Annotated in this window: 24 protein-coding genes and 3 pseudogenes; 4 read left to right on the top strand and 23 right to left on the bottom strand. The window is 42.7% G+C overall.

Annotation, left to right across the window (positions count from 1 at the left end; genetic code table 11):
* Positions 1 to 62: 62 nt before the first annotated feature.
* From R8377_RS03175 to R8377_RS03165, 3 genes are all read right to left on the bottom strand, one after another.
* On the bottom strand, positions 63 to 401 hold the full coding sequence (locus R8377_RS03175) for a hypothetical protein (protein WP_317643537.1): 339 nt from the start codon (positions 399 to 401) through the stop codon (positions 63 to 65).
* Positions 395 to 682: a DUF5713 family protein gene (locus R8377_RS03170; RefSeq protein WP_317643536.1), complete on the bottom strand. Its 288-nt coding sequence runs from the start codon at positions 680 to 682 to the stop codon at positions 395 to 397. The genes R8377_RS03175 and R8377_RS03170 overlap by 7 nt, the downstream gene beginning before the upstream one ends.
* 338 nt (positions 683 to 1,020) lie before the next feature.
* Positions 1,021 to 1,335, bottom strand: a complete 315-nt coding sequence (locus R8377_RS03165; protein ID WP_317643535.1) for a hypothetical protein — start codon at positions 1,333 to 1,335, stop codon at positions 1,021 to 1,023.
* Positions 1,336 to 1,703: 368 nt separating this feature from the next.
* Here R8377_RS03165 and R8377_RS03160 point away from each other — a divergent pair, with 368 nt between their 5' ends.
* The 3 genes from R8377_RS03160 to R8377_RS03150 all read left to right on the top strand — a co-directional run bounded on the left by R8377_RS03160 (position 1,704) and on the right by R8377_RS03150 (position 6,281).
* Entirely contained in the window at positions 1,704 to 2,333 is a 630-nt protein-coding gene (locus R8377_RS03160; RefSeq protein ID WP_317643534.1) for a TetR/AcrR family transcriptional regulator, read from the top strand.
* Between the two features lie 89 nt (positions 2,334 to 2,422).
* Entirely contained in the window at positions 2,423 to 3,403 is a 981-nt protein-coding gene (locus R8377_RS03155; protein WP_317643533.1) for a DUF5692 family protein, read from the top strand.
* A 238-nt stretch (positions 3,404 to 3,641) separates the two neighbouring features.
* Complete coding sequence (locus R8377_RS03150) at positions 3,642 to 6,281, top strand: BspA family leucine-rich repeat surface protein (protein ID WP_317643531.1); 2,640 nt, start codon at positions 3,642 to 3,644, stop codon at positions 6,279 to 6,281.
* A gap of 392 nt (positions 6,282 to 6,673) precedes the next feature.
* On the opposite strand, the gene R8377_RS03145 is transcribed toward R8377_RS03150, so the two are convergent.
* The 20 genes and pseudogenes from R8377_RS03145 to R8377_RS07820 form a co-directional block, all read right to left on the bottom strand.
* Positions 6,674 to 7,183 (bottom strand): hypothetical protein, encoded by a 510-nt coding sequence (locus R8377_RS03145; protein WP_317643529.1) that lies wholly within the window; start codon positions 7,181 to 7,183, stop codon positions 6,674 to 6,676.
* Between the two features lie 151 nt (positions 7,184 to 7,334).
* Positions 7,335 to 7,505, bottom strand: coding sequence for a hypothetical protein (locus R8377_RS03140; protein ID WP_317643528.1), 171 nt, complete (start codon positions 7,503 to 7,505; stop codon positions 7,335 to 7,337).
* Between the two features lie 9 nt (positions 7,506 to 7,514).
* On the bottom strand, positions 7,515 to 7,937 hold the full coding sequence (locus R8377_RS03135; protein WP_317643527.1) for an RHS repeat domain-containing protein: 423 nt from the start codon (positions 7,935 to 7,937) through the stop codon (positions 7,515 to 7,517).
* Positions 7,938 to 8,319: 382 nt separating this feature from the next.
* On the bottom strand, positions 8,320 to 8,571 hold the full coding sequence (locus tag R8377_RS03130) for a hypothetical protein (protein WP_317643526.1): 252 nt from the start codon (positions 8,569 to 8,571) through the stop codon (positions 8,320 to 8,322).
* A gap of 152 nt (positions 8,572 to 8,723) precedes the next feature.
* Positions 8,724 to 8,900, bottom strand: a complete 177-nt coding sequence (locus R8377_RS03125) for a hypothetical protein (protein WP_317643525.1) — start codon at positions 8,898 to 8,900, stop codon at positions 8,724 to 8,726.
* A gap of 3 nt (positions 8,901 to 8,903) precedes the next feature.
* Positions 8,904 to 9,053 (bottom strand): annotated as a pseudogene (locus R8377_RS07795) (RHS repeat-associated core domain-containing protein); the annotation flags it as partial.
* A 157-nt stretch (positions 9,054 to 9,210) separates the two neighbouring features.
* A complete protein-coding gene (locus R8377_RS03120; RefSeq protein ID WP_317643524.1) occupies positions 9,211 to 9,519 on the bottom strand; it encodes a MafI2 family immunity protein in 309 nt (102 codons plus the stop codon).
* Between the two features lie 12 nt (positions 9,520 to 9,531).
* Entirely contained in the window at positions 9,532 to 9,876 is a 345-nt protein-coding gene (locus R8377_RS03115; protein WP_317643523.1) for a polymorphic toxin type 50 domain-containing protein, read from the bottom strand.
* Positions 9,877 to 9,879: 3 nt separating this feature from the next.
* Positions 9,880 to 10,014: pseudogene (locus R8377_RS07790) on the bottom strand (RHS repeat-associated core domain-containing protein); the annotation flags it as partial.
* 70 nt (positions 10,015 to 10,084) lie between these two features.
* Complete coding sequence (locus tag R8377_RS03110) at positions 10,085 to 10,462, bottom strand: hypothetical protein (protein WP_317643522.1); 378 nt, start codon at positions 10,460 to 10,462, stop codon at positions 10,085 to 10,087.
* 184 nt (positions 10,463 to 10,646) lie between these two features.
* Complete coding sequence (locus tag R8377_RS03105) at positions 10,647 to 11,087, bottom strand: hypothetical protein (RefSeq protein ID WP_317643521.1); 441 nt, start codon at positions 11,085 to 11,087, stop codon at positions 10,647 to 10,649.
* Positions 11,087 to 11,368: a hypothetical protein gene (locus R8377_RS03100; RefSeq protein ID WP_317643520.1), complete on the bottom strand. Its 282-nt coding sequence runs from the start codon at positions 11,366 to 11,368 to the stop codon at positions 11,087 to 11,089. Before R8377_RS03100 ends, R8377_RS03105 begins: the two co-directional genes overlap by 1 nt.
* A gap of 59 nt (positions 11,369 to 11,427) precedes the next feature.
* Positions 11,428 to 11,763, bottom strand: a complete 336-nt coding sequence (locus R8377_RS07785; protein ID WP_345785173.1) for an RHS repeat-associated core domain-containing protein — start codon at positions 11,761 to 11,763, stop codon at positions 11,428 to 11,430.
* 70 nt (positions 11,764 to 11,833) lie between these two features.
* On the bottom strand, positions 11,834 to 12,166 hold the full coding sequence (locus tag R8377_RS03095) for a death domain-containing protein (protein WP_317643519.1): 333 nt from the start codon (positions 12,164 to 12,166) through the stop codon (positions 11,834 to 11,836).
* Positions 12,167 to 12,282: 116 nt separating this feature from the next.
* Positions 12,283 to 12,579 carry a hypothetical protein gene (locus tag R8377_RS03090; RefSeq protein ID WP_317643518.1) on the bottom strand — a complete coding sequence of 99 codons (297 nt, stop codon included), beginning with the start codon at positions 12,577 to 12,579 and terminating at the stop codon, positions 12,283 to 12,285.
* 114 nt (positions 12,580 to 12,693) lie between these two features.
* Positions 12,694 to 13,086 carry a hypothetical protein gene (locus R8377_RS03085; RefSeq protein ID WP_317643517.1) on the bottom strand — a complete coding sequence of 131 codons (393 nt, stop codon included), beginning with the start codon at positions 13,084 to 13,086 and terminating at the stop codon, positions 12,694 to 12,696.
* Position 13,087: 1 nt separating this feature from the next.
* Positions 13,088 to 13,210, bottom strand: coding sequence for a hypothetical protein (locus R8377_RS07825; protein ID WP_425605037.1), 123 nt, complete (start codon positions 13,208 to 13,210; stop codon positions 13,088 to 13,090).
* Between the two features lie 2 nt (positions 13,211 to 13,212).
* Complete coding sequence (locus R8377_RS03080) at positions 13,213 to 13,701, bottom strand: hypothetical protein (RefSeq protein WP_317643516.1); 489 nt, start codon at positions 13,699 to 13,701, stop codon at positions 13,213 to 13,215.
* A gap of 153 nt (positions 13,702 to 13,854) precedes the next feature.
* The gene (locus tag R8377_RS03075; protein ID WP_317643515.1) at positions 13,855 to 14,145 is read right to left on the bottom strand and encodes a hypothetical protein; all 291 of its coding nucleotides are present in this window, start codon (positions 14,143 to 14,145) and stop codon (positions 13,855 to 13,857) included.
* 72 nt (positions 14,146 to 14,217) lie between these two features.
* A pseudogene (locus R8377_RS07820) lies at positions 14,218 to 14,322 on the bottom strand (TOPRIM nucleotidyl transferase/hydrolase domain-containing protein); the annotation flags it as partial.
* Positions 14,323 to 14,397: 75 nt separating this feature from the next.
* On the opposite strand from R8377_RS07820, the gene R8377_RS03070 reads away from it, so the two are divergent.
* On the top strand, positions 14,398 to 14,862 hold the full coding sequence (locus R8377_RS03070) for a MerR family transcriptional regulator (RefSeq protein WP_317643514.1): 465 nt from the start codon (positions 14,398 to 14,400) through the stop codon (positions 14,860 to 14,862).
* Positions 14,863 to 14,876 lie beyond the last annotated feature (14 nt).

Below are 14,876 nucleotides of genomic sequence, written 5' to 3'. Positions count from 1 at the left end.
GTTCTCAGAACCTTCTCACTGAGCACAACATCGAATCTTGAACTGCGATCATATAGCTTCGTCTACGTTCTTGCAGGCATTATCTTGATACCGATTGGCTCAACTGCAGCGTCGAAATCTACCATCACGCTCTTGCCTTGTTGTTCGCCAATTGTGTTGTCTAACGATTCACTCCTCACAACTGCTCCGGGCATCGATTTCCCGGGGTGTTTCGGAATATACAGATAAGCCGAATCTTCTCCTTCATTCAACTCAAAAAGCAAGTCAGCTTCGGCAAATCGCTTGACCAAGTGTTCAAAAGCCTCGCGAGAATCATCTATGAGAAAGGTCTCTTCAACAGCCATCTGCAAAGCCTGTACCCATGCTAGGTCACCTGCTTCAGACTCCATCTGTTCTACCATTCGCGCTCTCTCAGGGCTTCTTCTAAGTCAATATCAATATCGTAATGCTGGAGCATGTGATCAACAGTTTCAGCTATAGAATCACGGGCGGCAGTTTCAATCTCGCTACCATTCTCTTCAAACTCTTCTTCCAAGCCGTTAATCTGCAAGGTTGCCTTGTCGAAAGCCTCCTGCACCGTCTCGGGAGTATAGTTCTTATCTGCCAAAAAGGCATCGAGTTCGGTGAGAACTTTCTTTACCTTGTCTACCAAGAAATCAGGGAAATACTCATCCCCATACATGTCAGCCAAAAAGTTAGAATTATCCGTAATAACTGCCTTCTCAGTTTGGTGCGTTTTGCCCGGTACAAGTAATGTGGCAGAAAAGCGCTTCCACTTCAGTACTCAACCAATTCTAAGTAGCTGTCGGGCCAAAGGGCGGGGAATACTTAGGCACTTTATAATGTTCCTAAGTGTAGCGATAAAAGCATGATGGGAGTTTTTATATCATTAACAAAAGGATTGAGATACTAAGCATACGTTTCAGCTCCCGTTTTATACTGCCCCCCCCCCGAACTATTTCATAGGGGGGGGGGCAACTGCAGCTACAGTGCTGATCATACGAAAATCAGCAATCGCTTTTACAAAGGTAGATTTCTTCTTATCATTTCTGCTTTGTAGATTTCATAAGTATCGCTTTGCGTTCTTAAAAACAACTTGTAGTTAACGCCAAAGCACATCATCGCAATGACTTTGCCATTCTGAGACTTTTGAAAACGCTGATACAGCTTCATTAAGGTCTTATCTTTGATCTTACCGGCAGCAATTTTCTTCTGGATTGAACGATTTCTCATTCGAGCGAGAAACTTAATCCACAGCCTTAATAGCAGAATCAAAACCGCACAGAAAATTATCAAGACTAATACACCAACAACTATTTCGTTAGTGGAATCCACTGGCACTTCCCTTCATTTTAAGTGGTTAAAATGTTCCAACCTTTCGAGTGTATCCTAGATAATTTGCAAGCCATAATCTGCGGTAGCGTGCCCGTGCCTCGGATCAAAACCGCACAGCCTAAAACCACATACACCGCTAGGGATTGCTTCCCGCTTCTTGAAATGTTCAATCGTCTGGCACAACATTCGAACTTGCTGTGCCAGCAAAACAAGAGTGTCCCGAATCAGCCCGCCGAGAACATATTGACATGTTGTCAATCCCCCTCCCTATTCTTGTGCAAGCGTTATTGACAGAGCGTCAATGCTCGGTGTCTTTCGAATTCTTATAGAGAGGGCACGGAGTGTGACTTGAGCAAGTGGAGAGGCATATGGCACAACCTGAATCAACAAGCAGGAAAGCTGCTATTGAGTCCAATAACCAAGCCAGCAGACGCGGCAACAATCGCCGGGACCAAATTGTGCATGCGGCCCGTGAGATTTGCCTCGAAAAGGGGTTCACCCACATCACCGTGAGCGACATCACTTGTAGGGTCGGCATTACCCGCTCCCTCTTTTACCACTACTTCCGCAACAAGGAAGACGTGGCCGAGGCAGTGCTCGATGATGCTATTAACGCCATCATCGCCCGCTTAGATGCTTGGAACGAAACCCGCGTGCGCGGCCAAGTCGACCAAGCTTTGGACGATATGGTGTCTATGATGCGAGTCATCATAGCCGACGAGGGGCCCTTCAGCAAAAAGATGGTCCAGTCCGGCAACAGTGGCCTGTACATACAGTTCGTCGACCAGGTCTCCCAGCGCGTCTCTGATTACATCTGCCAGACTACTGTCAAAGATTTTGAACATGTGCACGGCAGCCTTCCCATCAAGCACGTCAAAGAAACGCTCATGATGATGATTTCCGGCTCCATCGCACTACTGCGCGAGCAACCGCACATTAGTGACGAGGATGTCAAGGAAATATTCATCCAGACTTTGCAGCTGGAAGACTACCTATAAGATTTTGCGCGCCCCGGCAACCGACACAACCGGCCTTCGGAGAGCGCAAGAATAGAAAGAATCCACAAGAGAAAAAGGAAGTGAGCACTGTGCTATTTCAAGTCTACGGTCCCGATGCCATGTATCAATGGCTGGGCTGGGTACTTGTATTTTGTGCTTTAATTGCCGCCAACGAAGTAGCTCGCAGGAGCAAAATCGGAGGCATCGTATGCTTTATGGCCCTGCCCGCAGGACTAACGGCATACTTTATCGCCATCTACGTAGGCGTTGCTATGAAGGCTGACTGGGCTCTGAACAACCCCACTTATACCGAAATGAACGGCTGGTTCCACTACGCCAAGCTCTACGCCGCCGCTGCCGGATGTATCGGCTTCATGATCCTCAAGTACGGCTGGGGCAAGCTGGGCAAAGTCAACTGGTTCAAGTGTTTCCCCTTCATTATCGTAGCTATCAACATCCTGATTGCCGTCGCATCCGATTTTGAGTCAGCTTTCCGCGGCTGGGGCGGCACCTTCGTCTCCAGCGAGGGCGTAACCCTCATGGGCGGCTGGTTCAACGTCTTCAACGGCGTGGCCGGTTTGATTAATATCTTCTGCATGACTGGCTGGTTTGGCATCTACGCATCCAAGAACAAGCAGGACATGCTCTGGCCCGACATGACTTGGGTCTTCATCTTGGCATACGACGTGTGGAACTTCACCTACACTTACAACTGCTTGCCTACCCACGCTTGGTACTGCGGCCTGGCCCTGCTCCTGGCCCCGACCTTCGCCAACTTCCTGTGGAACAAGGGCGCATGGATTCAGAACCGCGCCAACACGCTAGCTATCTGGTGCATGTTCGCTCAGGTCTTCCCTCTCTTCCTTGACCGCGACCATTCTCGCTTCGCTGTGGAATCGGTCAACAATCCCAACGTCAACCTCGTAATCTCTATCATCTCGCTGGTAGTCAACATCGCAGCTCTGGCCTATATTTTGGTCCGCGCCAAGAAGCAGCAGGTCAACCCCTGGACCTCCGAGGTCTTCAAGGGCACCCGCGACTTCGAGCAGGCCATTGCTCGCGCCGCCTGAGAATAGAATAACCAAACAGTAAGAGCCCCACTATTTTAGGACTCTCCTCGCGTGAGGTCCTGCAGAGTTTAACTTTGCAGGACCTCTCGCTACATAAGGAAGTGCCGCGTCAAGCCCTAGTCCCGTTCCCCCCCTTCCTACCCTTTCTGGTAGCCTTGCACAGTAAGAGGAAATAGGGCCTAACCGGTGTCGATAAGGCGCTTGTGGACACTTTTAGCCAAATAAACAGAGAGCAACCATGCCTACCAACCGCTATGTCGATTACAAAGACGACGTGCCTTCGGTAAGATCCGGGCAGCGTACTCGCTCGACAGCACTTCTTATCTTGCTTGTCTTGCTGACTGTTGCAGTATTTGCACAGCCATGTATTGCTACCGCTCTCCCAACTGTTGAAGAAGATCAAACTCACCAAGCTGAAGCCACACCTGCACCTGTCCAGCGAGCGAAAGCTGCATCAGAATTCGCAGCAGATTCAGCTCTCCTTCCGCAGCATCAAACACCATCCGAGCATACTGCACAACCGAGGCCCCAACCTAAATCCGCACCAAAGCCTAGTTCTGATGCAGAATCTCAGTCGCAGGTTGAGCCCCAGAATCAGAGTACTGCGGCAATAGAGGCTGAGACTGAGTCCGCATTGCCTAATACCAACGCGAGCCCAAAGGATAAGATTCAATCGAGGCCCGGTATAAGCCCTCGAGCTGACAGGGCCTCAGGCGTTTTTGGCACCGCAGCTTGGCGAATCGACGATGCGGACGTTATGTATATCGGTCCTGGTGCCTTTCCGAACGCGCCTACTTCTCTCCCTTGGAAGACTAACGGCACTCTGTCACAAATGATTTTCACGGATCCCGCCAACACTTACTTGGGTCAAAATTCTGCGAATCTCTTTGCTGGTATCACTTTGAGCGAGATAGATGGCTTGGACCAAGTAGATACCAGCAACGTGACCAATATGAGCGGCATGTTCTCCTCAGCCTTCACTGCAGGTTCCAGCATTGATTTGAGTAGTTGGCGGACCGGAAACGTTACCGACATGAGTAATATGTTCGGCAACTGCCAAGCAAGCAATCTCGATATTGGTGGCTGGGACACTGGTAGCGTGACCAACATGTATAACATGTTCCAAAGCAGCCGTGTCAACAGTTTGGATTTAAGCCAATGGGACACAAGCCAGGTAACCAACATGCAGGGAATGTTCTACGGCAGTAGTGCAACAAGTTTGGACCTTGCCGGATGGAATCTCCGCAAAGTTACAACGATCAAGGGTATGTTCGAAAATAGCCAAGCCACTAGCATCGACGTTGACGGTTGGGCATTTCAAAACGTTACAGACATGCGAGTTGTCTTCCATAACTGCCTCGCCACAAGCCTCGATTTGAGTAGCTGGAACGTCACTAATGTGACCACAATGGAGGGAATGTTTGACACCAGTGCCGCCAGAAGCATCAACGTCAGCGGTTGGGATACCTACAAAGTAACCAACATGCAGTACATGTTTGCAAACAGCGCCGTTCCCAGCCTCAATTTGATTACCTGGGATGTCACTAACGTGACCACAATGGCGGGAATGTTTGAGAATAGTGCGGCTACCAGTATAGATGTCAGCAACTGGGTTACCGACAACACTACCAATATGGAAAGAATGTTTTGCAACAGCGCAGTAACGAGCCTTGATGTGAATGGTTGGCACACCGGCAAGGTGACTAGCATGGGAGGAATGTTCCAAAACTCCCGAGTAGCAACTTTAGATCTTAACAATTGGATTACCAACAACGTCACTAACATGCAGTACATGTTCTTTGCCAGCAGAGCGACTAGCATCAATATCAGCGGTTGGAACACTTCGCAAGTGCAGACCATGCGCGAAATGTTTGGGCAATCTTCAACAACCAGTCTCGACATCGCAGGATGGGACACAAGCAACGTCACTGACATGTACAACATGTTTGAACGCAGCAGCATCACCGGTAGCATGGATTTTAGCGGGTGGACCACCAGTAAAGTAACCAACATGCAGGGAATGTTCTACTACGTTCCGCTAACTAGCTTGAATCTCGACAACTTCGTAACTAGTGCTGCCACGAACATTCAAGGAATTGTTCAAGGCTGCCAAGTCACTAACTTGAGCATGAGCGGCTGGGATACGAGTAATGTCAGCAATATGAGTTTGGCTTTCGCGCAAACCGGCTTAACCGATCTTGACGTAAGCGGTTGGAATACGAGCAAAGCCAGCGCGCAGCAAGGCATTTTCCCCTCCGGTCTGGTGCGGGTAGTCATAGGCCCTGATTCCAAATTCGCAGACAACGCATTCGAGGCAGTGAATCCACAGTCTAGTAATTTGACAGGACGATGGATAAAAGAAGACGGCTCTTGGGTGTCGATTGCCACTCAGTTCCCCAACTCTGCTATTGAACTTGGAAATCGCTCCAGGAGCGGCATGGACGGTGTCTATATCGCTGAGAAGATTGTGCCCGAGAAAACCATCGCCTTCGCCCCAAACCATAATGATGCCACTGGAACTATGGCCCCTATAACCATCCCCGAAAGCGGGCCAACTGGCCTCACCTTCCCCGAGAACGACTACCTCCTAGACGGGTACGACTTCATCGGATGGAACAGCGAGCCCAACGGAGGCGGCCTTAGCTACCACCCCAATGATCCAATCCCCGACTTTGATATCAGCCCGGTATTAGTTTGGTACGCTCAATGGGAATCACAGCTGCCTGATCAGGTAGGAAGTCTTCCCCTCACCGGCGGCGACCTACTGGCCCACCTCATACTTATCGGCCTGGCCCTGACTTCGCTCAGCGTCCTAACTTGTGTCCGCTCCCTCCTGAACGCCCGCGACCTAACTGACATCCCAATCCAGCACCTCTAACTGCAAGGAACGCAGGAGCATCCTCCCACCCCCTGTCTCTAACAGGTTAACCAAGCGACAAGCACTCACTCCGGGCTCTTCAAAGACTCAACCATGTCGATGCGTTCCAAAGTGCGGTCGGTAATAAGCATAACTGCGAGCGCAAAAGCCAAAGCTAGAGAACACACTAGGCCCATCGGGTAAGACAATCAGCTTCAAAGCCACTATCATACTGGTAAGTAATACGCTCTGTACAATGGTAATAATTGACCTGTGCTGGTGTCTGCCCTTTGTCAATAACCGGTTGCCAGTGTGCAACAATGCCTAGCCGGTCTTCAATACTATTTCCTTATTCTTTCAGTAGGTATACAAAACTAAGTTAAGCTCCTAGTCCTTAGACTGAAAGCATTTGATTAGATCTCAATGACAGGTCTCATCCAAAAAGCAACAATACAATCATTTTCTATAGACGCTATGACGTTATTAGCAAACTCAATAGAACAAGAATATTGTGTAATACTTGGGTTACCTACAAAAACCCAACCGGAAGATGGATCTTTACATAGCTCCCAATTTTCAGAGTCTGGAAATTCAATGGATACTCCAGATATAAGTTTGTTTTTTGCAGTATTAACAGATAGCTCACCATAATAACTATCAGGTATTGTAAGTGGTTTATCAATAGCATGTATTAAAGGAAATAATCCCCAAGGATAGAGTAACTTTCCTGTATTAATACCAATTTCAATTTGCAGTGTATGTACTGTCAGAGAGGTACGCCCACCATCACCGGATAATCTAGCTAAATTATCATCAGAACATTCAATAAAATCTAAAGAGTATTCTGATTCTCGATAAACAAGCTTTCCTAAAAGAGGTTTATCTGTTTGATAAAAATCAAATAATAACTTATTCATTGTCATTTTTCACTTTTAAATAGGAAATGAAGTACGGTATTTGTCTTGGGATCAATGACTAATTCATATTTCCCTTTACTAGCATTCGTAGTACCTTCTACATCCCGGCGTAAAGCTCCCGGAACACCTCTAGGGTCTGTTACTGGTTTTTGAGAACTCATGATTTCTTGTAAAGATTTTTAGAATCACCATAAGGCCTCACTTTATCGCCAGCCTTGTTTAAATCATTAAGATGATTTTCAACTGTTTCAGTAAAGTTTAGCTCATTAACATTTATATTATCTGAAGTACTCGCCTCCTTCCCGTCTTCATAGTTAATCAGCCCCAACGGGTCAACCTAAGTCAGCGGATTATGTGCATATCCATATGGATTTATTCCACCCGATAGCCCTATCGGGTCAGGACTAATATACTGCCCCGTATCCGGGTCATAATACCTGAATCGATTATAGTGTAGCCCACTTTCATCATCGCTATACTGCCCTAAATAGCGTAAATGACAATCCAGTACGGTATCATCATTCGCTGCTTTATACCCGTAGCTGTTGGTCTTGCCCCAAATATCATGCCGGGATAACCACTTTAAATTACCCCGCTCATCAAATAGCTCCCTTGGCGTTCCTATCTGGTCACATACCACATAATGCAGCTGACCTTTTTCATAACGCGCAAAAGGCTCCAGCTCATTCGGTTTATATAACCACTGTATCGATTCATTATAAGCAGGTGTGCCATCAGCGTAAAGAGGGATTTCTTCCACTAATCGGTCTCCCTGCCAAAAATAATCATAGCCGATAACTTTGGCCTGCGTTACTTTCCTGACGGGTGGTTGATGTGACACAGGTAATTCGGTGTGTGCCTGATAAAGTTCAGCTGTCTGGCTTAACGGTCTCTTTATCTGCTCCCGCTGGCCGTTAATTACCTGAAATTTGCGTATCCGCCGACCAAAAGCATCATAAACATACTCCCAGCACTGGTTACCCGGCGTCCTTACCCCGGTTAACTGACCTCGTCCATTCCAGCGATAATGCCAGACCTCCGTACGAAATCCTTCCCGTTCGCGCCGTTTTTCCGTTAACTGTCCTTGGTCATTATAACTGTACTCGGTATCAAACTCGGGCGAGTTTCCCAGTTTAATGCGATCAAGAACGATTTAATTCTCTTATCCATTCCCTAAAATCGTCCTCAGTATATAAGTAATTCCTATCTGAGGATGGTAAATCTACCGCGCCTAACATCTCCAAGTAATTAGATATCATTGGATCTGATATTCTTAAAGAATCATCATTATAAATATCAAACGCCCACTCAGATACAGCTTTCCTATTTTCATGTCCTGATAGTAAATTTTGTATTTTTTTAATTAAGTCACTTTTTCTAGGGATTTCTCTCATATTTACCTTCGCCCCATATATTCACCATTTGAATCAAATATGTGGTGATTCTTTTCATGCACTACAGGCTTTGTAGCAACGCTTCTTACACGACCAGAATGATCTACAGTTTCATACCATGTTCTTCTATTACCTGTCGCAGGATCCCATTCTCATACCAATCTTGCACCTTGCATTTCTCCATAGAAACGATAACGACCGTTCTCAAGGCTTTTAATGTCAGCTGGACCATATTTTTCAGCTTGCTCATAAAAATCTTTCAATTTCTGATAGTTTGCCGAATTATGAGCATCATTTCCTTTTCCTGAAGAACAACTAGTCAGCCCCAAGGGGTCAACCCAAGTCAGCGGATTATGTGCATACCCATACGGATTTATTCCACCTAATAGCCCTATCGGGTCTGGACTAATATACTGGTCCGTATCCGGGTCATAGTATCTAAAATCTCTTTTTTTTGTAACAGTCCCCCCTGAGGTGTTGATTTCTTAGTTTGCTGCAATATTAGCGACTACTTTTTCTTTGATTGATAGGAATATTCCCCCCCCCCTTTGTTACGTCACTTTTACCCCATTGTGCTACTAATGCTGTTGTATCTAATGGTTTATTTAACGCCGTATCTTTGCAGATTTATTTTCTTTATTAATATTCTTTTCTGACATATACAAAACCATCCAACCTATCAAGATTAGCTATAATTTCAATTTCATGTATACATTCTAAATCACTATGTGATATGAAATCATTGCCTACTGCAGAAAACATCTCTGTTTCAACAGATGAAATACTTTCATAGTCTTCTTCTAAGGGCTCTCTATCCAAATAATATCTTATTAATAAGTATTTACTATCTTGAGAATACTTTAATGCTATAGCTCGTATGTTTGGATATATTTCACCTAATAAAGCTCGCCAAACACAAATAATTAACCAATCTGGTAGATTTGACATTATTATTTTCTTTTATGATTGTAGGGTTCGTAGGAACAATATGTACACCATTTTTACCATAGTGAATTGTACATATTGTGTACTCATACCGGATGATGCATCAGTTCCTATAGGTTTGCCAAAGTCAACTATTGGTTGACCTCTACTTCCTTTTCCTATAATTGGATATTGCTCTGAATGAATACCATCAAGTAAAGATTGAGTATTAATACCTTCATTAATTGTACTTCTTCCAGGTATAAAATTATTATGCTCTGGAATATGTTTACCTTGTTGCCCAATATTTATATTTTTAGGTAAATCATTAGGGATTTGGTTAATATTCTCCTTTCCACCTTCATAATTAGCCAACCCCAACGGGTCAACCCAAGTCAACGGATTATGTGCATATCCATATGGATTTATTCCACCTAATAGCCCTATCGGGTCAGGACTAATATACTGCCCCGTATCCGGGTCATAATACCTGAATCGATTATAGTGTAGCCCACTTTCATCATCGCTATATAAAACAACTCGTGAAAATAAGCCAGAAGGATCAGGAGATCTTTCTGGTTATTTTTAATTAAAATTCTACTGGATAGAGCGATACATTATCGATAAGAGTAGAAAAAGAAACATATTTGCCTTGATTAGGTGCCATTGACACGTCTAAAAATATAACATCGTCATCAAGTGAAATAACCAAAATTCCATCACTTTCATAAGAAATTATTTTTGCAATAAAAAACAATTTGTTATCAATAATACTTATATTTGGTATTTCTTCTTTCGTTAAAGTTATATTTATTCCCCACTCAAAATAATCATCTATATCCAATTCAACAGGATAATGACTACCTATTTGCGGTTCGTTTCCTTTCCATAAAGCTATTCCATTACCTAATCGAGAAGTAAATTCTACTCGTTGGTTTTCAAACTCTGTAATAGTTATATTTGTCATTTTAATATTGGCACTCGTATAACACGGTTATCAACATTCATTACGTTATTAACTGGATCAAATGTCCATGTTTCTTCATGATAATGATGTTTAGTTGGTCTGCTATTCATTTCATGATTACCATAATGAATACTCCTCTTACCATCAGCCGACACAACCCTATCTGCACTCTTGATGTTATATTTTATTCTATTTCAGTTATATACTTTTTACCTGATTGCATACCTTTGGGCAATTCATTTAACTTATTACTTATATTTTCAGGTAAATCATTCAATAATAATGGATTTAATGGTTTAGCAATTAAAAAATATCTTCCATCATTAAAATTTCTGTTATAACTAAAGAGTCCTTTAGCTGCTGCATCAATAAAACTACTTATATATTGATTTCTCTTTGTACTATCATCAAAATGAGGGAGATTTTCTTCTATAATTTCAAACTCATAATTTCCTTTTAAATTAGCAAAATAATTATAAACAATTTCATAAGATTCTAGACAACACTTTACTTTCTCAGGAATTAAATTTGTTCCCCCCGAAGTAAAATGTGCTAAATAGCCATCGCTAAACGAAGCAAACCAATCAAGATCGTTGCTTTCTATAAAATCATCATCCATTTTCATTATTTTTCAGCTCCAAAAATATTAATACAATTCTCACAACGAGGTACAACCTCTCCAGTTCTTGGACGAACTGCTTGAGTAAATTGGATATCTTTTAATTCAAGATTAGGATTATTTAATAATAACTCATTAGCAGCTCTAAATTCAGCACAACGCCCTAATGTATTTCCACATGAAGTTTTAACACCTAATCCACCTAATTTATCAGCATAAGCTTGTAATTCTGGTGCTATTTTAGTGGGAACTGTTCCACTTGATGCAGTAACTACTTTACCATTCAATGGATCAGCAGCTCCGATTGCTGTAGCTGGTTTATATTTGCTATTGTCTAAAGATGCTACTATTGTTCTAATTCTTTATTTGCATTAGCTAATATAGAATTATTCCCAGTCGTCCCCTTTCCAGCTTCATAATTAGCCAACCCCAACGGGTCAACCCAAGTCAACGGATTATGTGCATACCCATACGGATTTATTCCACCTAATAGCCCTATCGGGTCAGGACTAATATACTGCCCCGTATCCGGGTCATAATACCTGAATCGATTATAGTGTAGCCCACTTTCATCATCGCTATATTGTTGCAGTAAAATGTTAATTGCAGTTTTTGATACGGTAAGCCACGATATGCTGATATGTAGTAATACGTTTTTTACGCTTCCACTTACATGCTTCACTACCACTATCTGCGCAAGCGGCTAATAAGTAAAAACAGGATCCCCACTGCTGATGAGAGAGCTTATTTTATTAATAAAAATCGGGATCAACTAATCCTTCTTCTTTGATGATTTCAAGGAAACGGTTGTAGGCATCCTCGTCTCGTTCAAGAAGATCATCTAACAGCTTTTCCTGTATTAAAGCCCAGTGATAAACACCGACTCCTCGATTTACGAAAACAACCATTTCAGACCTAAATACATTTTCTATTATATCAACTTCATCTAGAGTAAAAGCTATTAACCCACCATAACTTTTTGGTACACCATAAAAATATGTCTTCATTCTTTGGTCTATAGGTGATAGTAATGAAAAGATAGCAAAAATATCTACAATAGTTCCATCTTTTTCTTTTATTTTCATATTAAACCTTTATTTATCTGTAATGGATACACCCGGCTGTGACCATCTAGGTTTAGGTGTCGTTATCTTCATATCATAAGCCCTACCGGTATTAGTATTATATTAGTAATGTATGGTTATACTAGAGTCATCAGGCAACTTATGCACTGCTTCCATTTTTGGAAACCCGCAGATTCAGGAAAACGAAGGTCATTATTTAAGCCTTCTAAAACTCTTCCTGAGGTTGGTTCACCTTTTACTTGTTTCCAAAAAATTTGCTCATTTAAATCACGAGGAACAATAACTTGTTTACCTGGTTTTGCTGTTGATATATGTTCAGCATTTTGGATTAATTGCCGTTGTTCATCTGTTAAATGAGAAAGGTTATTTCCTGCTGTCGTCCCCCTTCCGCCTTCATAATTAGCTAACCCCAACGGGTCAACCCAAGTCAGCGGATTATGCGTATATCCATATGGATTTATTCCACCTAATAACTCTATTTAAAAATAAAAAGTCGACAGAAGTGTGGAATCTTTTCAGCTTTTTATTTAATTCTCAGTCAAAAATACGGAACAGCTTTGAAATACTACTCCACCTAATAAAAAATTAACTTCCACGTCATTATTAATAAAATTAATATTAATAATATTATTTTCAGCAGAAAATGAGAAGTCAAAAAGACTTTTAGAACCAGTCCAGTTTGATATATTGACATCCTTAATGAATTGTCCAATTAATTCTATAGATACAGCATTATAATCTTTACCCCAACAGCCCCACTTAGCTATATCTATAAATGGTTTTTGGGTTGTTTTTACACAAAGATAAATTTTATCGGTATCTAACAATTCAATTCTCCCAATAACTAATTTATTAGGTAAATCATTAGGGTACAGTTTTTTCAAAAAATCATTTCTAGTAATATAATCAATAAATTTCATATTAAAATCCATAGTAACCATGAGCACCAGACACATATCCAGTAGAATCACCATATGGCATTACGCTAAAACGTGGAGGAACATTGCCTTTTACATGACCTAAGTTATGCTCTTGAATTATTATTTTTACACCTGATGAATTGGTACAATGATATTCTCGCTTAGTGATTGGAACACCATCACTTCTTTGCTAAGAGCTTCAACCAGCTCATGCTTTTTCTCAAGCTCAATAGAATCTAACTGATTCTTGAGCTCAGCAATCTCGGCATCCTTCTCAGAAGAAGCTTTCTGCAAATCACTCTTAGAGTTAGCTTCCGCTAATTCAAGGGCTCTTTTCTGCTCTAATTTAGCTTTTTCGAGCGCAGCATTCAGGTCGTCTTTCTCCTTCTCAACCTTACGCAACGCCTCAGAAACCGCCAAGGCTTTGGCAGACTGCTCAGATTCAAGTTTGGCCTGCAAATCCTGAATCTGAGCATCTTTTACACTCTGAGCTTTCTGCAATTCCTGCTCAGCTTTCGCCCCAACCAGTTCCAGCGCGTTTTGACTCTCCCGCTCAGCCTGCTCAAGCCGCTCATGAACCTGCTTATCAAAGTCCTCATCCCGAACCTGCTTCAAGATATCAGCATACCCAGCCTCATCAATCGTAAAAGCCTTCTTACAATTCGGGCAGACAATCTCGTGTACAGTAGTTTCTTCCTTCGATCAGAATTGGTCAAGCATGATGTTTTATTTCTTAAAATTTGCAAAAATTACTAGACTTTGTACATATCAACGTTGGCTTAACTGTCGAGCGTCTCGAATAATCGTTTTGATTCCTTCAGGACATTCATTAATATCCAACAGTTGAACAGCTCGCCTGTAGGTGCGCACATCTTTTTTGCCACTTTCTGTTTCCGCAAAAGATGCGGTTAAAGCTTGCTCCCATCCTTTCCATTCATCGCGTAGATAAGGCTCAAGCGTATTCTTAACCACCAATACATGGGTATCGCTCGTAAAATAGTAGCTAGGGCTAGGCCAAGAAGGATCCCCACACTGTTGAACTAAACCAAAATACTTCATAAGTTGCTCATTAACCTTTGCACTTCCGAGCCCTCCGTCAATAGCAAATTTTTGGTCTGAATCATCATCAAAAATAACGAGACACGCGATGCCTAGAGACTGCAATATTGCAGAAAACTCAATGATGTTAGTTTTCCCATTGCAAGTGACTACTTTGCTAGCTGATGAGTATAAGATTAGTCAAGCATGTCGAGTCAGGCAGTTTGCCGCGTACAGTATTCTTTGTCAAGCAAAAACAGGAAGAGGCCTACTGTGACTAAAGACAAAGCACAAGCAGCATTAACTATCGCACAAGCCAGCACTATCACAGGCATCAGTATTTACACCTTGCGCTATTACGACAAAATTGGTCTGCTCTCCTTCGTTGAGCGCGACACTAAAGGCATTAGAACGTTCAAACCCATGGATCTGTTGACCCTGCAAATTATTCAGTGCCTCAAAGACACAGGTATGCCACTCAATGAGATTAAACGATACCTGACATTGGTCGACAACGGCATGGATTCCGTACAAGAGCGCAGGCATATATTCCAGGAGCGCAAGGAAGCAGTTGAACGCGAAATTAAACAGTTACAAGCTGCTTTAGACACGATCGACGAAAAAATACGGTATTACGATGCTGTCATCGAAGAAGGAACCTTAGACACTTGGCAGGAAGAATGGGCAGCAAAGTTAAGCAAACTCATGAAAGACCACACAGAAAGACTCGCCGAATAAGATTTGCCCTAGAG

The organism is Bombiscardovia apis (genome assembly GCF_033095945.1).
Taxonomy (GTDB): Bacteria; Actinomycetota; Actinomycetes; order Actinomycetales; family Bifidobacteriaceae; genus Bombiscardovia; species Bombiscardovia apis.
This window is presented reverse-complemented; position numbering and strand designations above follow the sequence as displayed.